Annotated in this window: 20 protein-coding genes; 5 read left to right on the forward strand and 15 right to left on the reverse strand. The window is 67.5% G+C overall.

Annotation, left to right across the window (positions count from 1 at the left end):
• Positions 1–2: 2 nt before the first annotated feature.
• From VGK27_00590 to VGK27_00635, 10 genes are all read right to left on the reverse strand, one after another.
• Positions 3–1,055, reverse strand: a complete 1,053-nt coding sequence (locus VGK27_00590; protein ID HEY3488598.1) for a branched-chain amino acid ABC transporter permease — start codon at positions 1,053–1,055, stop codon at positions 3–5.
• Positions 1,052–1,924 (reverse strand): branched-chain amino acid ABC transporter permease, encoded by an 873-nt coding sequence (locus VGK27_00595; protein ID HEY3488599.1) that lies wholly within the window; start codon positions 1,922–1,924, stop codon positions 1,052–1,054. Before VGK27_00595 ends, VGK27_00590 begins: the two co-directional genes overlap by 4 nt.
• A 23-nt stretch (positions 1,925–1,947) precedes the next feature.
• A complete protein-coding gene (locus tag VGK27_00600; GenBank protein ID HEY3488600.1) occupies positions 1,948–3,105 on the reverse strand; it encodes an ABC transporter substrate-binding protein in 1,158 nt (385 codons plus the stop codon).
• Positions 3,106–3,182: 77 nt separating this feature from the next.
• The gene (locus VGK27_00605; GenBank protein ID HEY3488601.1) at positions 3,183–3,734 is read right to left on the reverse strand and encodes a hypothetical protein; all 552 of its coding nucleotides are present in this window, start codon (positions 3,732–3,734) and stop codon (positions 3,183–3,185) included.
• A 37-nt stretch (positions 3,735–3,771) separates the two neighbouring features.
• Entirely contained in the window at positions 3,772–4,542 is a 771-nt protein-coding gene (gene truA / locus VGK27_00610; GenBank protein ID HEY3488602.1) for a tRNA pseudouridine(38-40) synthase TruA, read from the reverse strand.
• Between the two features lie 58 nt (positions 4,543–4,600).
• A complete protein-coding gene (locus tag VGK27_00615) occupies positions 4,601–6,022 on the reverse strand; it encodes an efflux transporter outer membrane subunit (protein ID HEY3488603.1) in 1,422 nt (473 codons plus the stop codon).
• A 2-nt stretch (positions 6,023–6,024) separates the two neighbouring features.
• Positions 6,025–9,144: a multidrug efflux RND transporter permease subunit gene (locus tag VGK27_00620; protein ID HEY3488604.1), complete on the reverse strand. Its 3,120-nt coding sequence runs from the start codon at positions 9,142–9,144 to the stop codon at positions 6,025–6,027.
• Positions 9,145–9,151: 7 nt separating this feature from the next.
• Complete coding sequence (locus VGK27_00625) at positions 9,152–10,543, reverse strand: efflux RND transporter periplasmic adaptor subunit (protein HEY3488605.1); 1,392 nt, start codon at positions 10,541–10,543, stop codon at positions 9,152–9,154.
• A gap of 55 nt (positions 10,544–10,598) precedes the next feature.
• Entirely contained in the window at positions 10,599–13,016 is a 2,418-nt protein-coding gene (locus VGK27_00630; GenBank protein ID HEY3488606.1) for a glycoside hydrolase family 15 protein, read from the reverse strand.
• A gap of 141 nt (positions 13,017–13,157) precedes the next feature.
• On the reverse strand, positions 13,158–13,355 hold the full coding sequence (locus VGK27_00635; GenBank protein ID HEY3488607.1) for a hypothetical protein: 198 nt from the start codon (positions 13,353–13,355) through the stop codon (positions 13,158–13,160).
• 157 nt (positions 13,356–13,512) lie between these two features.
• On the opposite strand from VGK27_00635, the gene VGK27_00640 reads away from it, so the two are divergent.
• Entirely contained in the window at positions 13,513–14,595 is a 1,083-nt protein-coding gene (locus tag VGK27_00640; protein HEY3488608.1) for a hypothetical protein, read from the forward strand.
• Between the two features lie 27 nt (positions 14,596–14,622).
• Here the strand turns inward: VGK27_00640 and VGK27_00645 are convergent, their stop codons facing one another.
• The 3 genes from VGK27_00645 to VGK27_00655 are packed head-to-tail and all read right to left on the reverse strand — an operon-like array spanning position 14,623 to position 16,631.
• Complete coding sequence (locus VGK27_00645) at positions 14,623–15,225, reverse strand: LemA family protein (protein HEY3488609.1); 603 nt, start codon at positions 15,223–15,225, stop codon at positions 14,623–14,625.
• Between the two features lie 38 nt (positions 15,226–15,263).
• On the reverse strand, positions 15,264–16,049 hold the full coding sequence (locus VGK27_00650) for a TPM domain-containing protein (protein ID HEY3488610.1): 786 nt from the start codon (positions 16,047–16,049) through the stop codon (positions 15,264–15,266).
• Between the two features lie 9 nt (positions 16,050–16,058).
• Positions 16,059–16,631: a DUF1499 domain-containing protein gene (locus VGK27_00655; GenBank protein HEY3488611.1), complete on the reverse strand. Its 573-nt coding sequence runs from the start codon at positions 16,629–16,631 to the stop codon at positions 16,059–16,061.
• 174 nt (positions 16,632–16,805) lie between these two features.
• Here VGK27_00655 and VGK27_00660 point away from each other — a divergent pair, with 174 nt between their 5' ends.
• The 4 genes from VGK27_00660 (at position 16,806) to VGK27_00675 (ending at position 20,805) form a co-directional block, all read left to right on the forward strand.
• Positions 16,806–19,136: an ATPase, T2SS/T4P/T4SS family gene (locus VGK27_00660; GenBank protein ID HEY3488612.1), complete on the forward strand. Its 2,331-nt coding sequence runs from the start codon at positions 16,806–16,808 to the stop codon at positions 19,134–19,136.
• Positions 19,137–19,257: 121 nt separating this feature from the next.
• Entirely contained in the window at positions 19,258–20,118 is an 861-nt protein-coding gene (locus tag VGK27_00665) for a DNA/RNA non-specific endonuclease (protein ID HEY3488613.1), read from the forward strand.
• A gap of 15 nt (positions 20,119–20,133) precedes the next feature.
• Positions 20,134–20,385, forward strand: coding sequence for a hypothetical protein (locus tag VGK27_00670; GenBank protein ID HEY3488614.1), 252 nt, complete (start codon positions 20,134–20,136; stop codon positions 20,383–20,385).
• A 66-nt stretch (positions 20,386–20,451) separates the two neighbouring features.
• Entirely contained in the window at positions 20,452–20,805 is a 354-nt protein-coding gene (locus VGK27_00675) for a hypothetical protein (protein ID HEY3488615.1), read from the forward strand.
• A gap of 31 nt (positions 20,806–20,836) precedes the next feature.
• On the opposite strand, the gene VGK27_00680 is transcribed toward VGK27_00675, so the two are convergent.
• Both VGK27_00680 and VGK27_00685 read right to left on the reverse strand, forming a co-directional pair.
• Entirely contained in the window at positions 20,837–21,718 is an 882-nt protein-coding gene (locus VGK27_00680) for a VanZ family protein (protein HEY3488616.1), read from the reverse strand.
• A 122-nt stretch (positions 21,719–21,840) separates the two neighbouring features.
• On the reverse strand, positions 21,841–22,863 hold the full coding sequence (locus tag VGK27_00685; GenBank protein ID HEY3488617.1) for an aspartate-semialdehyde dehydrogenase: 1,023 nt from the start codon (positions 22,861–22,863) through the stop codon (positions 21,841–21,843).
• Positions 22,864–22,867: the final 4 nt, after the last annotated feature.

Below are 22,867 nucleotides of genomic sequence, written 5' to 3' on the forward strand. Positions count from 1 at the left end.
TGCTAGCTCCTCGCCTTGCGGGTCACGAGCTTCCGGGCGAAGCCCAGAACGCCGTCGGGCATGAACAGGATGACGACCACCACCAGGATGCCGTAGATCAGCACATGCGCGTGCGCCAGGTGCTCCTTGAGGAAGACGCCCATGCCGGAGTCCTCGCGGACGAGCCCGGAATTGATGAGCGCCTGGGCGACGACGTTGCTGCGCAGCACCTCGGAGAGCGGGACCAGAACAAGCGCGCCGACCACGGGTCCGTAGATGGTGCCGATCCCGCCGATGATCGCGATGAGGACGATCTGCACCGACAGGTCGAGCGGCAGGACGGTCGTCGGGTCGATGAAGCGGACGTAGAGGGCGTAGAAGGCGCCCGCCTGCGCCGTGAAGAACGCCGAAAGCAGCAGCGCCAGGTTCTTGTAGAGCTTCAAGCTGATCCCCAGCGAGTGGGCGGCATCCTGGTCTTCCCGGATGGCCTGGAAGTAGTAGCCCAGCTTCGAGTTCTGCACCGCCCAGGTCGCCACGATGGTGGCGACAGCCAGGCCGAGCCCCATGTAGTAGTAGGGGACCTTGGAGGAAAAGTCGGTGATCATCTTGCCGCCCAGGACGAGCGGCGGCAGCTCGGAGACGAGGATCCCCTCGGCGCCGTTGGTGAGCGCAGGCGTGTTGAGCACCGTGATCCGCACGATCTCGGCCACGGCGATGGAGGCCAGGACGAAATAGGGCCCCCGCAGCCGGAAGCAGATCGCGCCGATCAGGAGGGCGAGCCCCATCGCGGCGGCGACGCCGACCCAGGTGCCGAACCAGGGTGCGATTCCGTAATGAGTCAGCAGGATGAGGGCGCCGTAGGCCCCGGCGCCGAAATAGGCCGCGTGTCCGACCGAGTACTGGCCGGCGTAGCCGCCGATGATGTTCCAGGCCTCTCCCTGGGCGGTGGCCAGGAATAGCAGGATCATGATGTGAAGGGCGTAGGGGTTCGCCACGAAGGCAGGAAACGCGCACAGCGCCGCCAGCGCCGCCGGCACCAGGATAAAACGGAACGGGAATCTTTTCGTCGGGCTCACATGCGGGACCGGCCCATCAGCCCGGAAGGGCGGACGAGCAGCACGACGAGGAAGATGCCGAAGACCAGGACGTCTTTCCATTCGGAGGAGATCGCAACCGCGCCGACCGATTCGACGACGCCGATGATGATGCCGCCCAGCGTGGCGCCGACGACGCTGCCCATCCCGCCCAGCACGGTGATGACGAACGCCTTGAGCGTGAAGGCGCTGCCCACCTGCGGGAAGACGTAGTAGGTCGGCGAGATCAGCGCCCCGGCCGTGCCCGCGAGCGAAGTACCGATGCCGAAGGCGATGATCGACATCCGCTTGACGTTGATGCCCATGAGCTGCGCCGCCTCGCGGTCCTGGGCGGTGGCGCGGATGGCCTGCCCCGTGTCGGTCTTCATCAGGAACCAGTAGAGCACCGAGGTGATGACCACCGTGATGGCGAACGACACGGCCAGCGGCTGCGAGATCGAGATACCCCCCAGGCTGATGCTCGAGGACGAGTAGGAGGTCGTCAGGATCTTGTAGTCGGAGGTAAAGGCGAGCATGACCGTGTTGCTCATGATGAGGCCGAGGCCGATCGTGAGCAGGATCTGGTTCTGCGCCAGGCTCCCGAGGATCCGGTTGATCACGGTCTTCTGGAGGAAGGCGCCGAAGAGGAACATGCACGGGATCGTGATCAGAATCGAGACGAAGGGGTCGATCTTCGCCAGGGTGAACAGGAAGTAGGTCAGGTACATCCCGACCATCATGAGGTCGCCGTGCGCGAAGTTGGTGACCCGCATGACGCCGAAGATGATGGTGAGGCCGATGCCGATCAGCGCGTAGACGCCGCCGATCAGGATGCCGCTGACGAGCGCCTGGAGGAACACGGTGAGCGTCATGATGCTTTACTCCGCCCTGGCGGCTACTTCCACTTGAACGGGTAGATGGGTTTCTTCGTCGCGTATTTCGCGGGAGAGACCGTCTCGTACTTGCCGTCCTGGATCTGCTGGACGAGCATCTCGTGGCGGTTCTGGTTGGTGAACTTGCCGTAGTCGATGAACTTCACGTCGCCCATGATCCCCTTCCAGGCGCCCTTGCGGAGCGCTGCGCGCGTCTTTTCGCGATCGCTCCCGGACGCCGCCGCGGTTTCGGCCATGATCCGCATCGCCTCGTAGGCGCACGCCGCGTGGTAGGAGGGCTCCTTCTTGAACTTCGCCACGTAGCGCTTGTAGAAATCCTTCGCGCCCGGCCAGTTCACGTCGTCGGTCCACTGGGTGCTCGAGAAGACGTGGTTGGAGACCTCTTTCTGGGCCAGGAACTGTGAGGTCGTGAAGCCGGCGCCCGCGCCGAGGAACGCCTTCGGCGTCAGGCCGATCTCGCGGGACTGGCGCATGAGCGTGATCGCGTCGACCTCGTAGGAGACCATGAAGACCAGGTCGGGCGCGAGCGCCTTGATCTTGGTCAGCGTGGAGCGGAAATCGGGCGCCCCCTTCTGGTACTTCTCGTCGGCCACTTCCTTCAAGCCCCGCTTGGCGGCGTATTCCTTGGCCGTCTTGACGGTGGAGATGCCGAAGTCGGTGTTGGCGTAGATGTAGGCGATGGTCTTCGGCTTCCCGAGGCCGAGGATCGTGTCCATGATGACCGACGAGTAGACGTCGGCCGGCGCGTTGAGCCGGTAGACGTACTTGTAGCCCTTCTGGGTGATCTCTTCCTTGGCGGCGACGGGGACGAGCAGCGGCACCTTGTACTGGTCGGCGCGGCTCGCGACCGCGTTGGCGCAGGCGGAGGTGTAGGGTCCGACAACACCGGCGACGCCGTCGCGGGTGGCCAGCTTCTCGAAGGCGGACATGGCCTTCTCGGGCTTGCCCGTATCGTCTTCCTTGACGAGGTCGACGTCGATCCCCTTCTTCTTGAGATCCTCGAGGGCGAGCGTGACGCCGTTGGTCAGGTTTTCACCGATCGGCGCCTCGGCACCGGTGATCGTGTTGACGAAGCCGAGCTTCACCTTGGTCGCCGAAAAAGCGGAGCCGGAACAAATCAGCAGGAACAGCGTTGCCAGTGCCCCCATTCGCATTTTCATCGGTCACACCCCCCATGTAAGAATAGAACCGTGTTACGCCATCCTAGCACGCAGGCGAACGGTTCTCCAATTGCGCATCAATAGTTCGGATTGACCGACCCGTCGGGGTAGTAGTGGACGAAAAAACCGCCCTTCTTCATCACGGCCCGGATCTCCGGCGTGACCTGCGCCGGCGTGGCGTTGGCCGGGAGCAGGCCGTGGAGGACCGCATCCTTCAGCACGTGCGCATCGATCATCCGGTTCAAGACCTCGGGAGTGAGGGCGGAAGGCGGGGCGTCCGGCTTGAGGATGCCCATCCGGACCGCCTGGCCGAACAGCCGGCGATTGTACTCGGCGTCGTTCCCCATCGCGGCGGCGGCGTTGTCGTCCGGGCCCTTTTTGGGGCGCGGCGGCATCGCGGGAAGCGTGGGAGGCAGGGCCGCCGGAGGGGCGATGCCCGCCTTTTCGCCGGCTGGAGGGGAGGCGGTTTCCTCGGGGTTCGCTTCCGGCGCCTCGGATTCGGCCTGGGCGGAAACGGCAGCCGGAGCAGCCTTGCCTTTTTTCTTTCCGCGCTTTGACGCGGCCTGCGAGGGACAAGTCGACGCGAAGAGCATCGCGACGGCCACGAGGACGGCTACGCGCTTGACCATGGACAGTTCGTCTCCTTCCCGGCTTCTGCGAGCGTTTTCATTCGTACCACACTTTCCACAGGAACAGGCCGTGGGCGGGGGCCGTCATGCCGGCCTGCGTCCGGTCGCGCGACTGGAGCAGCTCCCCGACCCGTCCCGGCGAAATCTTTCCCCGGCCGACGTCGGCCAACGTCCCGACGATGTTGCGCACCATGTGGCGCAGGAAACCGCTGCCGACCAGGTCGACGGACCACAATCCCGGGACTCGCCCGGAAAGCGCGGCGCTCGCAATCCGGCGGACGGGATCCCGCGCCGAGCAGCCCGACGCGCGGAACGTGGTGAAATCGTGCTCGCCGACGAGGTGCGCCATCCCCTCCCGCATCGCGTCGAGGTCGAGCGGCTTCTCGAAGTGCCAGGCGTGCCGGGCGAAGAAGGGGGAGCAGACCGGGGCGACGTGGAGGAAGTAGCGATACTCCTTGCGCGTCGCGTGGCGCCGGGCGTCGAATTCCATCGGGACCTCGGCGGCGGACAGGATCCGGATATCGGGGGGAAGCAGCGCGTTCCCGCCCTTGACGATCGTGGCCAGGTCCCGGCGGCCGTGGTCGGCGAAGTCGGCGACCTGCTCGAGAGCGTGCACCCCTGCGTCGGTCCGACCCGCCGTCCGGATCCGGACGGGCGCGTCGAGCAGCCGCGCGAGCGCCCCCTCGACCTCGGACTGGATGGTCGGCCCCGTCGGCTGCATCTGCGAGCCCGAGTAGTTCGTCCCGTCGTAGGACATCGTGATCCGCACCCGCCGGGTCGGCGCGCTCGCTCCGGTTTCGTCCGTCATGAAACCCATCAAACCACAAACGGCCCGGGGAAGACAAAGGGACGCGCCGCCCGGGGCGTTACCAGCCTCCGCCCATGGCCATGTAGAGATTCGCCAGCGCGGCGTGCAGCGCGCCCCGCGTCTCGGTCGCGGCGAGCTCGGCGTCGTACAGGCCCCGCTCCGCGTCGAGCACCTCGAGGTGGCTCGTGTAGCCGTTGTCGTACCGGAGGCGCGCGACCTGCGCCGTCCTCCGCAGCGTCTCGACCTGGCGCTCCTGCGCCGCCAGTTGCTCCTGCGTGCGCTGCCGGTCGGCCAGGGCGTCCTCGACGTCCCGGAACGCGTTCCGGATCGCCTGCCGGTATGCGAGCAGCATCTGGTCCCGCTGCGCCTCGGCGATCTTCACCTGGCCCGAAAGCACGCCCCCGGAGAAGATCGGTGCCGCGAGGGGGATCGCGAGATCCCACGCGCGCGCCGGGCCCTCGAAAAGCGACGACAGCTGCGGGCTCGTCGCCCCGAGGGCGCCCGTCAGCGCGATCGACGGAAAGTATTGCGCCCGGGCGACGCCGATCCGCGCGTTGGCCGCAACCAGCGCCTGCTCGGCCTGCCGAAGATCGGGCCGCCTGGCCAGGAGCGACGAGGGGAGGCCGGCGGGCACCACGGGAAACGCGAGGTTGTCGATCGGGAGGCCGCGGGGGATCGGGCCGGGGTTCCGCCCGAGCAGCGCGTTCAGGGCGTTTTCCTGGAAGGCGATCGCCTTCTCGACCGCGGGAATCGCCGCCAGCGCCCGCTCGTACTCCGCCTGCGCCTGGTCCCGCTCGAGGTCCGAGACGAGTCCTCCCTTGAACCGGAGCTCGAAGAGGCGCAACGACGCCTCGCGCGTCCGGGCGGTCCTCCGGACGATCTCCAGCCGCCGGTCGAGGGTGCGGAGGTTGATGTAGCCCGTCGCCACGGCATCGACGAGGGAAAGGACCGTCCCCCGCCGCCCCTCCTCGGAAGCGAGCAGCTCGGCCCGCGCGGCCTCCGTCGCCCGGCGCGCCTTCCCCCACAGGTCGATCTCCCAACTTGCGAAAACCGTGGCGTGGACCAGGTTCCCGACGTTCGGCGCCGTGGCCGATAGGGGTGGCAGGCCCGTCCGGGAGATTCGCTCCCGTTCCACCGAAGCGCCGAATCCCGCCTCGGGAAACAGGCCGCCGCGCGCGATCGCCAGCCGCCCGGCAGATTCCTCGATTCGCGCGGCCGCGATCCGGAGGTCGGCGTTCTCCCGAAGGCCGGCGGCGATCAGGTCGTTTAGCACCGGGTCGCCGTATTGCACCCACCAGGCGGTGCCCGCGATGGCCTGCGCCTCCGGCGCTTCGACGCGCCACGCGCCCGGGACGTCGATCGCCGGGCGCCGATAGTCGGGGCCGACGGCGCAGCCGACGATGACGAGGGCGACGCCGAAGGCGATGCCGAGGGCGATGCCGAGGGCGACCCGCACCGCTGCCCCCTTCGCGCGTGCCATCTTCAGCGCCCCTCGCCGGAGCGCCGGGCCAGCCGCTCGACCACGGCGAACGTCATCGGGATGATGAAGATGCCGATGCCCGTCGCCGCGAGCATGCCGCCCACGACGTCCGTTCCCATCACCCGTCGGGCGAGGGCGCCCGCGCCCGTCGCGACGGCCAGCGGGACGCAGCCCAGGATGAAGGCGAAGCTGGTCATCAGGATCGGGCGCAATCGCAGCCGGGCTCCCTCCAGCGCCGCCTCGGCGGTCTCCCTGCCCCGCTCCTCCTCCTTCTTCGCGAACTCGACGATCAGGATGGCGTTCTTCGCGGCAAGGCCGATCAGCACGATGAGGCCGATCTGGCCGTAGACGTCGAACGTCATGCCGCGCAGCGAGAGAGCCAGGAAGGCGCCGAAAACGGCGACCGGGGTGCCGAGCAGGACGCTGAACGGAAGCGACCAGCTTTCGTAGAGCGCCGCCAGGATCAGGAAGACGAAGACGACCGACAGGGCGAAGATCGCCACGGCGGAGACCCCCTCGCGCGCCTTCTGCTCCTGGAAGGACATCCCCAGGTAGTCGAATCCCATGTCCGCGGGCATCGTCTCCCGGAATACCGCCTCGAGCGCCGCCATCGCCTGTCCGGAGCTGAAGCCGGGGGCGGCGGCCGCGTTGATCTGCGCTGATCGGTACAGGTTGTAGCGCATGATGAATTCCGGCCCCGCGCGCCGCTCCGTTTGGGTCAGCGCCGACAGCGGCACTGCGCCGCCCGCCCCGTTCCGGACATAGAACTCGCCCAGCCGAGAGACATCGGTCCGGAAGTCCCCCTCCGCCTGGAGGTACACCTGCCATTGGCGCCCGAAGCGGTTGAAGTAGTTGACGAACAGCCCGCCCATGAACGACTGGAGCGCCCGGTATACGTCGCCCAGGTCCACGCCCTGACTCAGCACCTTGTCGCGGTCGACCGAGACGAAGATCTGCGGGACGTCCGGGAGGAGGGTGGTCGTCACCCGCCCCAGCTCCCCCCGCTTCTGCGCGGCGGCGACGAATTTCCGGGTGTTCTCCGCCAGGAAGGCGATGTCGCGCCCGCCGCGGTCCTCGAGCATGAATGTCACGCCGCCGGAAGTGCCGATCCCCTGGATGGCGGGGGGGGAAAAGGAAAAGGCGACGCCCTGCGGAAGCCGCGAGACGGCCGCGTTGATCCGCTGCTGGATCGCCACCGCCCGCTCCCCGGGCCGCTCCCGCTCCGACCAGGGCTTGAGGGCAATGAAGAAGAAGCCGCTGTAGGTGTTGCGCGACTGGCTGAGCAGGTTGAAGCCGTTGATCGTCGTGACCGCCCGGACGCCCGGCGTTTCCCCGATGATCCGCTCCATCTCCCGCGTCGCCTCCTGCGTCCGCTGGAGCGAGGCCGCGAAGGGGAGCTGGATACCCGCGAACAGGTAACCCTGGTCCTCCTCGGGCAGGAATCCCCCCGGGATCCGGAGACCGAGAAGGCCCGCGGCCCCGGCGATGGCCGCCAACAGGACGAGCCCGACCGCCGCCTTCCGGATGACCCCGCGGCAGATGTCGACGTATCCGTCGGTCGCCCGCCCGAAGAGCCGGTTGAATCCCCCGTAGAACCGGGCCAGCACGCCCCTCGCCTCCCCCCGCGGCTTGAGGATCAGCGCCGAGAGCGCGGGACTGAGCGTCAGCGCGTTGAACGCCGACAGCAAAACCGAGATCGCGATCGTCACGGCGAACTGCTGGTAGAGGCGGCCCGTGATGCCGGGGATGAACACGGTCGGGAGGAACACCGCCGCCAGCACCAGGGCGATCGCCATGACCGGCCCCGACACCTGCTCCATCGCCCGCAGGGTGGCGTCCCGGGGCGACATTCCCTCCTCGATGTGCCGCTCCACGGCCTCGACCACCACGATGGCGTCGTCGACGACCAGCCCGATGGCCACGACCATCCCCATCAGGGCGATCGGGTTGATCGAGAAGCCAAGGAGGGGGAAGAAGGCGAAGGTGCCGATGAGCGACACCGGGACGGCCACGGCGGGGATCAGCGTCGCGCGCCACCCTTGCAGGAAGACGAACACGACGACGATCACGAGCAGCATCGCGATGCCCAGCGTCATGACGATCTCGTGGATCCCCTCGGTGACGGAGAGGGTGGTGTCGAGCGCGGGCGCGTAATCGAGGTCCGCAGGAAACGCCTTCGCGAGGTTGGACATCACCCGCTTCGCCCCGGCGACCGCATCGAGCGCGTTCGAGCCGGGCGTCTGGTAGAGCGCGATCAGCGCCGCCGGCTTCCCGTTGAACCGCCCCTTGATTCCGTAATCCTGCGTCCCGAGCTCGATCCGGGCGACGTCTTTCAGGCGGATGAGCGATCCGTCCGGGTTCGCCCGCAGCACGATCCCGCCGAACTCCTCCGGCGTGACGAGCCGTCCCTGCGCCCGTATCGAATAGGTGAACTCCTGCCCCGGCGGGATCGGCTCCGCCCCTATCTGCCCGGCGGGGTTCACGGCGTTCTGCCGCTCGAGCGCGTTGACAAGCTCCGGAATCGTCAGGTTGAGCTTCGCGAGCAGGTCGGGGCGGACCCAGCAGCGCATCGCATATTGCCCGGCGCCGAAGATCGTGACGCTGGCGATCCCGGGCACGCGCGTCAACTGGTCGTTCAGTCGGATATAGGCGTAGTTCGCGAGGAACGTCCCGTCGTAGGTGCCCTTCGGGGAATAGAGCGCGAAGATGACGAGCGGCGACGCGGGCGACTTCTGGACGGTGACGCCGTAGTTCCGGACGTCGACCGGGAGCTGCGATTCCGCCTGCGATTCCCGCATCTGCGCCAGCACCTGGTCGGTGTTCGGGTCGGTCTTCACGTCGAAGTCCACGACCATCCGCATCGAGCCGTCGTTGGCGTTGATCGAGTAGACGTAGTTCATCCCGTCCACGCCGCTCATCTGCTGCTCGATGGGTGTCGCGACCGATTGCTCGACCGTCTGGGCGTCGGCGCCGCCGTAGACCGTGCCGATGCGGATCTCCGGGGGAACGATGTTCGGGTATTGCGCGACCGGCAGCCCGCGCAACGAGACCAGCCCGACGATCACGGTCACGATCGCGATGACCATCGCGACGATCGGCCGGTCGATGAAGAAGCGGGACATCGCCTTGCTATCTCGCCCCGGCCGCGCATCGGCCTTCGGCGTCCGGAACGGCGCCCAGCAAGGCCGTGAGCCCGGGGGGCGGCGCTTTCGCCGTCACCGGTTGCCCCTGCTTCACCTTCTGGGTGCCCTCGACCACCACGCGCTCGCCCGGCTTGAGGTCGCCCTCGACGACCGCCAGGGCGCACATGCGCTCCGTCGGCCGGACTGTCCTGAGCTCGGCGCGGTCCCCGGGACCGACGACCGCCACCTGGTAGTTCCCCTGGATCTCGGAGATCGCCCGCTGCGGGACGAGCAGCGCGTTCGCGAGCGTCGTCCCCGCGACGCGCACCCGCGCGAACTGGCCGGGGCGGAGCCGGTTGCCCGGGTTGGGGAACAGGAGAGCGACGCGCAGGGTGCCCGTCCGTTCATCGACCTGGCGGTCGACGGCGAAGAAGCGGCCCTTGTGGGGATAGACCGTCCCGTCGGCCAGGATCAGCTCGTGCGGCGTTTCGATCCGGTGCCGGTTCGCCTCGGTCCCGGTGGCGAACGGCTTCATGTACGCGAGATACGCCTGCTCGCTCGTCGTGAAATAGACCTTGATCGGGTCGAGCGTCGAGACGGTCGTCAGCTCGCCCCCCTGGGCGGGGCCCACGAGGTTTCCGACCTGCGCCTTGGCGATGCCGGCGATCCCGTCGATCGGGGAGACGATCCGCGTGAACTCGAGGTCGAGCCGCGCCTTCTCGAGGGCTGCGACGGCCGAGGCGACGCCGGCCTTCGCGGTGAGGATCCCGGCCTTCGTGGCGACGACGTTGGCCCCGGCGGCTGCGACGTTGGCCTCCGCGGCGGCAACGGCCGCCCGCGTGGCGCCCTCGGCGCCCACCGCATCGTCGAGATCCTTCCGGCTGACGGCATCCTGCTCGGCCAGGGGGCGCACTCGGTCGAGGACGGCGAGGGCGTTCACGTGGGTCACCTGCGCCTGGACCCGCTGGCTTTCCGCCTGCGCGCGCTGCCCCTCGGCCTGGGAAAGCTGCCCTTCCGCCCGGGCGAGCTGCCCGTCGGCCTGCCCCTTTTGCGCCCCTGCCTGCGCCAGCGCCGCTCGGAAGACGCGGGGGTCGATTTCGAAAAGGATCTGACCCTTCCGGACGAAATCGCCCTCCCGGTACGCCTGTCGGACGAGGTAGCCGGTGACCTGCGCCCGGATAGACGCGTTCACCAACCCGTCGGTGACGCCGACCCACTCCTGCCAGACCGGGACGTCCCGCCGGACGACCGCGGCCACCTGGACCGTCGGCGGCGCGGGCGCGCCCGAAGCGCTTTCCCGGCAACCCGGGGCGCCGGCGAGGAGCAACAGGATGAGCAGGGAGGCCGAGCGGGAGAAAAGAAATTTCCGAGCCTTTATGTACGTCCGTTCCTGTTCCATCGGAAGACCCCTGAACCGCGATCCCCCCTTAGGTTCCGGCGCCCCCGCGTTGGTTTCAACCCGGGGATGCCGGCCGACCGCCGATCGCGACCCGGTAGTCATCGCCTTCCCATGCGTTCCGGAGCGGCCACCGGAACGTGAAGCGGATCGCGCCGCCATCCTCCGTGCCAGTCGGGATATCGGCATAGTCGATTCCCAGCGCGGTCGAAAGCGATTCGGTATCCGTCGCGGTACGCCAGTCGTCGCGGGACCAGCGCAGGAGGAACGGCTCCGGCGCCTGCACCCGAAGCGTCGCGCCGGGCGAAACGGCGCGCACGTGCCGGTTCGGCTTCCAGATTTCGATGGTCTGACAGCCCCGCCGGTCGGCGATATAACGGGCCGCCACCTCGGGGATGCAGTCGAAGACGCGCCCGTCGCGCCGGGACCGAAGCAGCTTGATGTATTCGGCGTGCGCCCACATGAGCGGGCGGGCGGAACCGGTCGGGCGCCCGAGATACATGTGGAGGTCGGGCCGGTCGGGCTCGTCCCACACCTGCTCGGGCAGGAGGCCGGTCGGAATGGCGAACGCCTCCATCGCCCGGAGATACGGTTGGGGATCCTCGCCCGCGGCCAGCGCGTAGTGCCCCCGCTCGCCGGTCAGGAGCGGCCAGGCGCGCCCCTTTCCCCACCCGGTAAACGGGCCGCCGTCCTCCCGCTGGCCATAGGCGTCGTGGTTGTAGCGGCGCCACACCGGACCGCAGCCCGTCTCGACCTTGAGCACGGCGTCGATCACGCGCAGGGAATCGAGCACGACCGGGTCGTCGGGGCGGCGGATGCCGTACCGCACCAGCTCGAGGAAGCCGGCGTCGACGATCTCCCGGGCCGGGAATCGCCAGGGCGTTCCGGGCGGGCGGTTGTTGAGCACGAGCACGCCGCAGTCGGGATCCTCGACGGGCGAGGGATCGTCCACGTCGACCGGCAGGATGCGGATGTAGTGCCGCGGGATCCCGGGCACCAGGGTGCCTGCGCGCGTGACGGTCCACGCCTCGACGTGGCATTCGAGGAAATCGGCGTACTCCTCGAGGAAGCGCGCCGTCGCCTCGTCGCCCCGCCTGCGGGCGAAGGAAGCCGCGCAGACCAGCGCCGCGATGTTCGCGGCAAGCGTCGACGGGGAATATCCGGAGGCCTCCTCCCACCGCTCCTGCTGCGTCACGGGGCCATGCGCCACCAGGTATCCGGCTGCCCTGCGCACCATCGGCCAGGGATCGAACTCTCCCAGCGCCCCGGCCCGTTCGAGGTGCCAGGCGAGCAGGATCGGGAACGCCACCTCGTCGAGCTGGACGCCTTGCCAGTAGGGCGTCCCGTCGATCCAGAAGTTCTGCGGGAATCCGCCGTCCTCCTGCTGGCTGACCGCCAGGTAGACGAGCGCACGCAGCGGGGAATCGGTGTTGCCCGCGGCGAGCAGCCCCAGCGCCGTGTTGACGAGGTCGCGCGTCCAGACCAGGTGATACCCCCCCTGGTCCCGGTCGTCCTTCGCCTCTCCCCAGGGAATCGAGAGCGACGCGATGAAGGCGCCCGGGTAGGTCTTGTCCTCGTGGCCGAGCAGCAGGCTGTAGCTGCCGTGATAGAGGTCGCACTCCTCGCAGTCCGCGTCCTCGAGCGGCAGGATCTTCCGGCCGGTGCGGCTCCATTGCCCCGTGAACCGCTCGAGGTGCGCCTCGAACGGCACGGCCAGCGACTCGAAGAGCGCCGTCGCGGCGTCGTGCAGCCCCCGGCCGAACGCCAGCCCGACGGTGAACGCCCGGCAGCCGTCGAGCGCCAACTCGCCCGTCAGCGCCAGGTTGCCGTCGCGCGCGACGTCGAATTCCCATTCAATCCGGCCATGGGCCGCCAGATCCGTCCATCCGTCGCTGGCGCCGACATACCCGGCCGAAAGCTTCGAGAACGGGACGCCCGCAGCGACCACGAGCCACGTCCCGTCCTTCTCGGCGGCCAGGATTCGCCGCCCGGCAACCTCGAGAACGTAGCCGTTGTTGCCCCATCCTCCTCCCCCGAGGTGGGGGGCGCAGAGCAGGTGGAACTTCAGGCGGGAGAGGACGCTCTCGTCGCCGGCGAGATAGGTCCGCTGCAGCACTACGGGCAAGTGCGGGTCGCAGATGATCTCCTTGAGGATCTCGTACCGGCCTTCCCGGTCCTTGTTGGTGATCCGGTAGCCCAGGACGTGCCGGGAGAGCCGCTGGGTCGTCGTTCGCAGGTGCCTTTTCTCGTCTTGAAACAACCCATTCCCGTCGGTCACAAGGAACTGGAGATCGCGGATCTGGGGGCGATCGACGGTCGGGTAATAGACCTCGGTGATGACGCCGTTCCACAGGGTGAACCAGACGCGGCTCGAACTGGAATAGGCCGTTCCGACGCCGTCCTTCGCCCCCTGGGTCCAACGGGGCGGAATGCCCGGCCACCCGAAGGCCTCCCGGCCCGGCCCGATCACTCCCATCGTGCCTCCGTCATTCCGTCATGCGGCGAACGGAAAGCCCAGCGCCTTCCAGGCCTCGACGCCTCCCAGGAGCGCCTTCGCATTCACGAACCCTTCCCCGATGTATTTCCCCGCCTGACCGGCGGAGGTCGCCTCGGTGGGTCAGGCACAATAGAAGACGATTTCTTTCCTCCGGTCGAGCGTCGGGACCAGCGCCCGGAACTCCTGAAGCGAAATCGCGCCGTCAAGCCTAAGGCTGCGATACTTGTCCTCGTCCTCGTAGGCGCACACCAGGAGCGCCTCGCCCCTTTGCGCCTTGATCCTCGCGTCCGACGGGTGAATCCGGGGGACTTCCCACATGGACTGCCTCCTTTTTGGCTGGTGCACGGCTCCCTGCGGAGGAGCCCGCTTTCCGGTTAGATTGCCGACAGGCGGACATTGGTTCCCGACATTTTTTTGAGGATATACTCGTAATCGCGGCGCCGCGGTGGAAGCGGGCGCGCAAGGCGGGGGAAGCATGGCGGAATTCCCGGATCCGGGCCCGGTGGCCCTCTTCGGCTCGGGCGAGACCTCGCGGGTCGGCGGCAACGTGTTCGAACGGCTGGCCGCGCGCGGCGGAGGCCACGGCCCTTATCGCATTTCGATCCTCGAGACCCCCGCGGGCTTCGAGCCGAATTCCGACCGCGTCGCCGGGCGCATCGCCGATTTCCTCCGCCGGCGCCTCGAAAACCGCCGCCCCGAGATCGAGATCATCCCCGCGCGGCAGCGCGACACCCCCTTCAGCCCCGACGATCCGGCATTGCTTGCGGGCCTGCTCCGCGCCGACCTCGTCTTTCTCGGGCCGGGCAGCCCGACCTACGCCGTCCGCCAACTTCGGGACAGCCTCGCGTGGCACACCCTCTTGGCGCGTCACCGCCTGGGAGCGACGACCGTCTTCGCCAGCGCGGCGATGATCGCCATCGGGGCGAGCGCCCTGCCCGTCTACGAGATCTACAAGGTCGGGGAGCCGGTGCACTGGACGGAGGGACTGGACCTGTTCGGGGCCTACGGGCTCTCGCTGGCCTTCGTCCCGCACTGGAACAACACCGACGGCGGCGAGGAGCTCGACACCAGCCATTGCTACATGGGGGAAAAGCGGTTCGAGGCGCTGCGCGCCCTGCTCCCCCCCGACCGGACGATCGTCGGCGTCGATGAGAGCACGGCTCTGGTGGCGGAGCTATCGGCAGGGCGGGGGGAAGTCGTCGGGCAGGGGACGGTCACCATTCTCCGGGGCGGGCGCGAACAACGGTTCGCCGCCGGTCAATCGTTCGACCTGGGCATCCTCGGGCCTTTCGACAAAAGAAGCGGGCGCGGGGCGATCCCTTCGGCAGTATGGGACGCGGCGGTCGCCGCCACGGCGTCTCCCGCCGTCCGGCCGCCCGTCGTCGTCCCCGACGAGGTCAAGACGCTGGTTGAGGCGCGCCAAACCGCGCGGGAACGGCACGACTGGGGGGAGGCCGACACGCTGCGGAAGCGGATCGGCGCGCTGGGCTGGAAGATCACCGACACCCCGGAGGGTCAGGTCATCGAGGCGCGGCCGGCCGGCGCCTCCGACGAATGACCCGACGCCCCCCGGCGCGCCCGCGAGTTACTTCCCGAAATCGACCTTCGGCACTTCCTTCGCCCCCGCCTCGGCCTCGAAGAACGGCTTCTTTTGCGCGCCCGCGAATCCGGCGACGAGGCTGTTCGGGAACGTGACGATGTAGCTGTTGTAGACGCCGATCGAGTCGTTGTAGCGCTTCCGCTCGACGGCGATCCGGTTCTCGGCGCCGGCAAGCTCGTCCATCAGCCGGGTGAACTGCGTGTCGGCCTTGAGGTTCGGATAGTTCTCGACCACCACGAGCAGGCGGGACAGGGCGCCCGACAGCTCGCCGTTCGCCTTCATGGCCTCGGTGGGCGTCTTTGCGCCGCCGAGCGCGGCCCTGGCCGCCGAGATGTTGGCCAGCACGTCCTTCTCGTGGATGGAATACCCCTTGACGGTCGAGACGAGGTTCGGGATCAGGTCGGCGCGCCGCTGGAGCACGTTCTGCACCTGCCCCCACGACTGGTCCACCGCGACCGTCATCTTCTGGATCGTGTTGTACTTGCCGACGAGCCATCCGCCGGCCAGCAGCACGATCAGCAGCAGCCCCCCGAGCACGGCCGCGACGACGACGCCGGCGCCCCCGCGATTGTTTTCCCTGATGTGCATGGATGAAGCTCCTTTCAGTCGTTTCCGTGATTGCCCGGTCAGAAATCGCCCCCGGCGCCGCCGCCGCCCGAGTCGCCCCCGCCGAAGTCGCCGCCGCCCGAATCGCCGCCCCCCGAGCCGCCGCCTCCGAAGCCCCCGCCGCCCATGGGGAACCCGCCGTAGGGACCGCCGCCCCCGCCGCCTCCCCGCGGGCCGCGACCTCCCCGGCCGAACAGGCTGGCGACCAGGAAGACGAGGAAAAGGAGGCCGAGCGCGATCCACGGGGTGTGGAGGAGCGACCCCTTCCGGGGCTGCCCGGTCGCGACGTCCTCCCCTTTTTGCCCCGCGGAGAGCACGATCGCACGCACCGCGTCCACCGCCTGGGAGAGGCCTTCGCCGTAGCGGCCGTCCTTGAATGCGGGCCGCAGGATCGCGTCGCGGATCTCGCCGACCTTGCCGTCGGGAAGGATCTTCTCTGTGCCGTACCCCGTCGTGATCCAGATCTTCCGGTCGCGGACGGCGACCAGGAAGAGGAGGCCGTTGTCCTTGCCCTTCTTGCCGATCTTCCAGCGGTCGTAGACGCGCTGGGCATAGTCGGCGGGCGCCTCGCCGGCGAGCGTGTCGACCGTCAGCACGCCGATCTCGAAAGAGGTCTTCCGCTCGAGGTCGGCAATGGAGGCCGCGATCCTCGGCGCCCAGTCGCCCAGGACGCCGGCCGTATCGGTCACATATCCGGTATGCGCCGGGACCTCGTCCGGGGTCGCCGCGGCGGCCGGCGCGTACATCATGGGGAGTCCCGCGGCCAGGAACAGCAGCGCGGCGAGGAGGAGGCGTCGCATCGTCATAACGGCCTATCATAATCCAAGATGAAGCGCTCCGGCGTATCGGCTGGAAAACTCCCGGATCCGCGCGGCGTTCCTGCCGAGATCGCTCAGCCCGATCCGTGAAACGGAGCGGACGTCCACGCGGCTGCTGCCGCTCTCCTCCGGCCGGATGCGGATCACCACGTCGTCCTTGAGCTTCAGCCAGCGCGTCCGATCGGTCGCCTCGATCCGCCCGGCGGCCGGATCGGCCCCGGCGATCGCCCAGCCCATCCCGCGCGCCACATCCAGCGCCCGCTCGAACGACTCGGCCGGCGGCAGCGATGATTCGATCGGGACGATGTCCGGATACGCCTTCCGCTGTTTTTCCGCCACCACGGCCCCGCCGTATTCCGCCCCGTTGAACGAACCATTCCGTTCCGGGAGCAACGCGACAAAGGCGGGAGGATCCGACGGGTCGGTCGTGATGTCGTGGATCATCGGCACGTTCTTGGCGACCCGGTACGAGACGGCCGACACGCCGATCGCCACGCACCCGATCACGATCCCGAAGCCGAACGCGATCGAGACGGTCACCTCTCCCGCACGCCCCCGCAACCACCGCATCGCGCACCTCCCGCCTGTTGGATATCCGCCGACCGGTGCGGGTTTCCCGACGCCTTCGGGCGGATTTCACGCCGATCCCGTGCCAGCGGAATCATGCAGAGGGTTAATTCTTGAGATCGGGCATCGCGATAGCTACCCTGTCCGTTGGCAAAAATACAGGCGGGAGACGTGCGAATGACCGAGGAAAGAAGATTCAAGGGAAACCCGGCGATGGTGACCGTCGGCATCACGGACGGCCGGTCGATCGTCGGGCGTCTCAAGAGCTTCCGGCCCACGGACCCGGAGCTCATCCTCGCCGTACGCTCCCGGGACGCCGCCGGCATCTCCACCGAATCGACCCAACGGTTGGCGTCCGGCAGCGTCGCCTACGTCGCGATCCATCGCGTCGGCCAACCGTTCCCGGTACCGTCATCCGGCAAGACGCAGTCGCTCGACGTCCACGTCGCTGGCGGAATCACCTTCTCCGTCCTGGCCGCGGCCGAAAAAGGGTCGGCGCGCCCCGGCTTCTGGGCCGTGCCGGCCACCAATGCCAGCCTCTTTTCCGAAATCTATTTCTACGCCCACGGGATCAACGCCCGGGAGGACAAGGTCTCCCTCGGCGAGCTTCTCGTCGAGACGGGCGTCATCGAGGACGAAAAACTCACCCGCGGCCTCGAGGAGCAGGCGGAGCGCCGGGCGCTCAACATCGGGGATATCCTCATCCGTCAGAACAAGGTGGGGGAGGCCGAGGTCAAGGCAGCCGCGGCGACCCAGCGGGAAGCGGCGGCGAAGGGTCGGAGGATGCGCCTGGGAGAAGTGCTGGTCGAGGCCGGGCTCGCACGCGAGGAGGACATCGAGGCCGCGCTCGAGGAGCAGAAGAAGAAACGGGGGAAGCGGATCGGCGAGGTGCTCGTCGAGATGGGCCTCGTCAGCGAGTTCGAGCTGGCCAGGACGCTCTCGAAGAAATTCAACGTGCCCTTCATCGACCTGGACGAGACCGAGGTGGACCCGGAGGCCGTTTCGCTCGTCCCACCGGAGCTGATCCAGAAATATTCCGTCCTGCCGGTCCACTCCGACGAAAAGGGGCTGACGATCGCCATCTCCGACCCCCTCGCCTTCGAGGCGCTCGACATGCTGCGGTTCACGCTCGGCGTGCGGATCATGGAAACGGTGGCGATGCCTTCCCAGATCGCCCGCCTCATCTCGAAGATGGTCGCGAACGGCGACGACTTCGTCGCATCCGACCGGATGGAGGAGATCCTCTCGGACATCCAGATCGACAACCTGTCCGAGGAAGCCCCCGACGCCAAGGACCTCACGATCGCCAGCAATGACGACAGCGGAGTCGCTCGCCTTGCCAACCAGATCATCTTCGACGCCCAGGCCCGCGGGGCCTCCGACATCCACATCGAGCCGGACGGCGAAGGCCGGGAGACGACGGTCCGCTTCCGGGTGGACGGGATCTGCGAGACCTACCGGAAGTTCCAGCCCATACTCCGCTCGCGCCTCGTGGCCCGCCTGAAGATCATGGCCCAGCTCGACATCACCGAGCATCGCAAGCCGCAGGACGGCAAGATCCGCCTCCGCCTGAAGGACAAGCCGCTGGAGTTGCGCGTCGCCACGATTCCGACCGTCTCCCGCGACGAGGACGTGGTGCTCCGGATCCTCTCGGCCGGCGAACCGATCCCGATGGATGAGTTGCTCCTGTCGCCCCGCGACCTGGCCGAGGCGCGCCGGATCGTCGGGAAGCCGTACGGCATGGTTCTCGCGGTGGGGCCCACCGGATCGGGCAAGACGACGACGCTCCACTCGCTCATCGGATCGATCAACACCCCCGCGCGGAAGATCTGGACGGCGGAGGATCCGGTCGAAATCACGCAGCGGGGGCTGCGCCAGGTCCAGGTCAAGCCCCGGATCGGATTCGACTTCGCCACCGCGCTCCGCGCCTTCCTCCGAGCCGATCCCGACGTCATCATGGTGGGCGAGATGCGCGACCAGGAGACGGCCACGATGGCCGTCGAGGCGTCGCTCACCGGCCATCTCGTATTCTCGACGCTTCACACCAACAGCGCGCCGGAGACCGTCACCCGCATGGTCGACATGGGGCTCGACCGGTTCACCTTTTCCGATGCGATCCTGGGCGTGCTCGCCCAGCGGCTGGCGCGGAGGCTATGCGTCGAGTGTCGCCAGTCGTATGACGCCACCCTGGCGGAACGCGAGGAGATGGAGACGCTGTTCGGGTCGGACGAACTGGACCAGGCGCTCGACGGGCGCCCGCTCCGCCTCCATCGCGCAACGGGCTGCCCGAAGTGCGAGGGGCGCGGGTACAAGGGACGGCTCGGCCTCTATGAACTGCTGGTGGCCGACGATGCCATCCGCCAGGCGATCCAGAAGAAGGTCCCCGCCGACCAGATCCGCACCCTGGCCGTCGCCGGCGGGATGCGAACCCTCCTGCAGGACGGGATCGGGAAGTGCCTCAAGGGGTTGACGGACATGCGGCAGGTGCTCGCCGTCTGCAACCGCTGACGGGCACCGGCACGCCGTTCGGGTCCCGGCGCTTTAAGCGTCTCCGGCGGAGGCCCCCTGCACTCCGGAAGCAGAGGGCATCCGTCGTTGAACCCCGGCATCCCGTGCGTTAACCTGAGGCATGAATGCGCCGCAGAAAACCATCTTCGCAGCGGCCCTCCTCGGGCTTCTGATCGCCGGCGCTCTTCCCGCCTTCGCAGGGCGGCCGGCTTGCCCGGAGCACTATTTCCAGGGGATCTCCCCCGACATCACCAATCCGAAGATGATGAAGGATTTCCGGGAGCTCTGCTTCGACGGCTTCGGCGTCATGCATTCGGGCATCACGCGCACGCCCCTGTGGTCCGCGGAGCACCTGACGCGCGACGCCCTGTCGTCCGCCGAAGGACTGGTGCGGGTCAACAGCTTCCACCCGGAGGGGAGATTGCCTGCGGGAAGCCGCGCCGAACTGCGGGATTACGCCCGATCGGGATACGACCGCGGGCACATGGCCCCGAACGGCGACATGCCCGACAAGCCGTCGCAGCACGAGAGCTTCTCCCTCGCCAACATCGTCCCCCAGGATCCGGAATCCAACCGCGGCATCTGGCAGAAGATCGAGTCGTCCGTGCGGACCCTCGCAAAAAAACGCGGAGAGCTGTTCGTCCTCACTGGCCCGTTGTTCCGAGGCGCCCAACTGAAAAGGATCGGAGAACGCGTGATGGTCCCGTCGCACCTCTACAAGATCGTTTTGGACCCGAAAAACGGGCGGGCAGGGGCCTATCTCGTCGAGAACGCCCCGACCTCCGAATACGCGACGATGAGCATCGCGGAGCTGGAGTCGATCGCCGGGATCGATTTCTTTCCCGGTATGCCGGCATCCGTCAAGAAGGCGAAGCCGGACCTTCCGAAACCGTCTCGAAACCGTGGCCGCGGCCGGAAGCGGGCCCCGCCGGATGACGATCCGGATGCCTTGGTTCGTGGACTGAAGTCGCTGTTCCGATAGAAGGAGGGAAAACCGATGGGTACGAAATTCGAACCATTTGCGAATGAATCGGACGCGGTCGGCATCGGGGAGTTGAACGTCGAGAACCGGGTGGATCGCGTCTCCATCTTCGGCTCCGTCGACATCACCTGCGACAAGGAAGGGTTGGCCAACATCCGGATCCTGAAGGAGATCGTCGACGCGACCGCGAAGGCGCTGGCGCAGCGGGAACTGCCTGACAAGGTGAAGGTGAAGCCGCCCGGGAAGGTGGATAACCCCTTCGCGTGATATCGAACCATTAGGCGGCACGGTTGTGGCAACGTTGCCCGGACCCCGTTCCCCGGAGGTTTTCCCATGCCGACCGCGTCCCTTCGAAGAATCGCCTGCGCTTCGATTCTTGTCCTGCTGTCGACCGTCGCCCTCGCAGCTCCCGACGCGCGGAAGCCGACGGAGCCCATCCCGTTCGATCCCTACAAGAACGAATCGGAGGTGATCGGCATCGGCCCCGATCTGACGATCGAGAACCGGCTCGACCGCGTGACGATGATCGGAAGCATCGATCTGACGCTCGACCAGGAAGGAATCCGAAAGGCCGAGGCGCTGCGGATGCTGCTCGACCGGGTGTGCCGGGCGCTGCGCGAGCGGAAACCGCTCCCGCCAAAAGTCGTCACCGTTTCCCCGACCGCCATCGACAATCCGTTCGAGTAGTTCTTGGCGGGGGGCGGCCCGCCTCCCCGATTCAGGACTGCCGCAACCACGCAGCGGCGAACCGGTGCACCGCGATCCCGAGGACGTTACCGAGGAGCCCGAACGCGATGGCGCCCCAGTTGGGGGCGAAGGAGCGGAAGAAGATTCGCGGAAGAGGAAAGAGGATCGCCAGGATCGAGGAAATCAGGAATACCGGCAGATAGGTAAAGCGGGTCCGGAGAGACGGAAAGCGATCCATGATCCACTCGGAGAACGAGCAGGAGAAAACGCCAAGGAGAATCAGCGGGAGCGTCGCGTTCTCGAACGACCAGCGGTCGAACCAGGGCGAACGGATAAAGGCCTTCGCGTGGCCTTCGAGTTCACGGACGGAGCGGACCGGATCGAGGTCGACCGCGGAGACCAGAAGGATCAATGCGACCGCCCCCGCCGCGGCGGCCCCCGCGATGTTCCAGCCGAGGCCACGACGAAGCTCACCGGACGATACCGTCGCCCCGATCCGCTCGCAAACCGCGGCGGCGACCGCGCCCGAAAAGGCCCCAAGCGTGTTCGCGCCGACGTCCATGACCTGAGGGTAGCGGGTGGGAAGCCAGATCTGGAGCGTTTCGCACAGGAAACTCAGGAAAGCGGCGCCTGCGATGGCGACCGCGATTCTCGACATGGCTCCCCGTCTCTTCACCAGTCCCAGGAACAGCGCGGCCCCGAGCGGGAAGAAGAGCAGCAGGTTCTGCACCGCGTCGATGTACAGCGATTCGTGCTCCGGAACCGGCAGCAACGCCAGGTCGACCTTCCCCATCCGCATGGCCGTGAACCCCGCATCGAAGCGGAAATCAAACGGACGAAGCGTCGCGATCAGGATGAGGACAACGATCGCCGCAGGCAGGATCGGGCGCCAGTTGAAAAAGGTACGGGACATTCCCGGATCATAACCGGGAGCCGGCAGGCTTTCGAGCGAAATGACGACGGCCCCCTTCCCGTATCGGAAAGAGGGCCGCGTTTTCGTACCTTAACGGGCGGACGAGCCGCTCGGGAACGAGCCTACAGGTACTTCTCCGCCAGCACTTCGGCGATCTGCACCGCATTGAGCGCCGCCCCTTTTCGGAGCTGGTCGCCGCACACCCACAGATTGAGCGTGTTCTCGGCCGACTCGTCGTCGCGGATGCGCCCGACGTAGCAGTCGTCCTTGCCCGCGGCAAAGAGCGGCATCGGGTAGACGCCGTTCTTCGGGTCGTCCATCACCTGGCAGCCGGGGAACGCCGCGATCAGCTCGCGCGCCTTCTCGGGCGTGATCTTCTTCTCGAACTGGGCGTTGATCGCGATGGAGTGCGCAGTAAGCACCGGAACGCGCACCGTGGTGCAGGTGACGCGCAGGCCGGGCAGCCCCATGATCTTGCGCCCCTCGTTGGTCATCTTCATCTCTTCCTTCGTGTAGCCGTTGTCGAGGAAGGAATCGATGTGCGGGATGACGTTGAACAGGATCTGGTGCTTGAACGCCGCGACTTCCATCGTCTCGCCCTTGGCGAATGCGTGCGCCTGCGCGACCAGCTCGGCCATCGCCTTGGCGCCCGCGCCCGAGGTGGCCTGGTAGGAGGACGCCACGACGCGCTTCAAGGTGCCGAAATCATGCAGGGGTTTCAGCGGCATGATCGAAATGATGGTGGTGCAGTTCGGGTTCGCGATGATCCCGCGCTGCTTGTACTGCGCGATCGCCTCGGGATTGATCTCGGGAACGACGAGCGGCACGTCGGCATCCATCCGGAACGCGGACGAGTTGTCGACGACCACCGCGCCCGCCTCCCACGCCGGCCCGGCGAACTCCTTGCTGCGCGAGGCGCCCGCCGAGAAGAGGGCGATGTCGATGCCCTTGAATGCGTCCTTGGTCAGCAGCTCGCACGGGATCTCTTCGCCCTTGAACTTGAGCTTCTTGCCGACCGACCGCTCGGACGCGAGCAGCCGGAGGTTCCTGATCGGGAAGTTGCGCTCCGCGAGGATGCTGAGGAACACGTCCCCGACCGCGCCGGTCGCGCCTGCGATGGCCACGTTGAACTGTTTCTTGCTCATTTTC

The sequence above is a fragment of the Candidatus Deferrimicrobiaceae bacterium genome, from assembly GCA_036504035.1.
GTDB lineage: Bacteria > Desulfobacterota > Deferrimicrobia > Deferrimicrobiales > Deferrimicrobiaceae > JANXPS01.

Bases quoted from the DNA above. Each gene is read 5' to 3' on its own strand.
- VGK27_00595 (HEY3488599.1), bottom strand. From the start codon at position 1,924: ATGACGCTCACCGTGTTCCTCCAGGCGCTCGTCAGCGGCATCCTGATC.
- VGK27_00600 (HEY3488600.1), bottom strand. From the start codon at position 3,105: ATGAAAATGCGAATGGGGGCACTGGCAACGCTGTTCCTGCTGATTTGT.
- VGK27_00605 (HEY3488601.1), bottom strand. From the start codon at position 3,734: ATGGTCAAGCGCGTAGCCGTCCTCGTGGCCGTCGCGATGCTCTTCGCG.
- truA (HEY3488602.1), bottom strand. From the start codon at position 4,542: ATGACGGACGAAACCGGAGCGAGCGCGCCGACCCGGCGGGTGCGGATC.
- VGK27_00615 (HEY3488603.1), bottom strand. From the start codon at position 6,022: ATGGCACGCGCGAAGGGGGCAGCGGTGCGGGTCGCCCTCGGCATCGCC.
- VGK27_00620 (HEY3488604.1), bottom strand. From the start codon at position 9,144: ATGTCCCGCTTCTTCATCGACCGGCCGATCGTCGCGATGGTCATCGCG.
- VGK27_00625 (HEY3488605.1), bottom strand. From the start codon at position 10,543: ATGGAACAGGAACGGACGTACATAAAGGCTCGGAAATTTCTTTTCTCC.
- VGK27_00630 (HEY3488606.1), bottom strand. From the start codon at position 13,016: ATGGGAGTGATCGGGCCGGGCCGGGAGGCCTTCGGGTGGCCGGGCATT.
- VGK27_00635 (HEY3488607.1), bottom strand. From the start codon at position 13,355: ATGTGGGAAGTCCCCCGGATTCACCCGTCGGACGCGAGGATCAAGGCG.
- VGK27_00640 (HEY3488608.1), top strand. From the start codon at position 13,513: ATGGCGGAATTCCCGGATCCGGGCCCGGTGGCCCTCTTCGGCTCGGGC.
- VGK27_00645 (HEY3488609.1), bottom strand. From the start codon at position 15,225: ATGCACATCAGGGAAAACAATCGCGGGGGCGCCGGCGTCGTCGTCGCG.
- VGK27_00650 (HEY3488610.1), bottom strand. From the start codon at position 16,049: ATGACGATGCGACGCCTCCTCCTCGCCGCGCTGCTGTTCCTGGCCGCG.
- VGK27_00655 (HEY3488611.1), bottom strand. From the start codon at position 16,631: ATGCGGTGGTTGCGGGGGCGTGCGGGAGAGGTGACCGTCTCGATCGCG.
- VGK27_00660 (HEY3488612.1), top strand. From the start codon at position 16,806: ATGACCGAGGAAAGAAGATTCAAGGGAAACCCGGCGATGGTGACCGTC.
- VGK27_00665 (HEY3488613.1), top strand. From the start codon at position 19,258: ATGAATGCGCCGCAGAAAACCATCTTCGCAGCGGCCCTCCTCGGGCTT.
- VGK27_00670 (HEY3488614.1), top strand. From the start codon at position 20,134: ATGGGTACGAAATTCGAACCATTTGCGAATGAATCGGACGCGGTCGGC.
- VGK27_00675 (HEY3488615.1), top strand. From the start codon at position 20,452: ATGCCGACCGCGTCCCTTCGAAGAATCGCCTGCGCTTCGATTCTTGTC.
- VGK27_00680 (HEY3488616.1), bottom strand. From the start codon at position 21,718: ATGTCCCGTACCTTTTTCAACTGGCGCCCGATCCTGCCTGCGGCGATC.
- VGK27_00685 (HEY3488617.1), bottom strand. From the start codon at position 22,863: ATGAGCAAGAAACAGTTCAACGTGGCCATCGCAGGCGCGACCGGCGCG.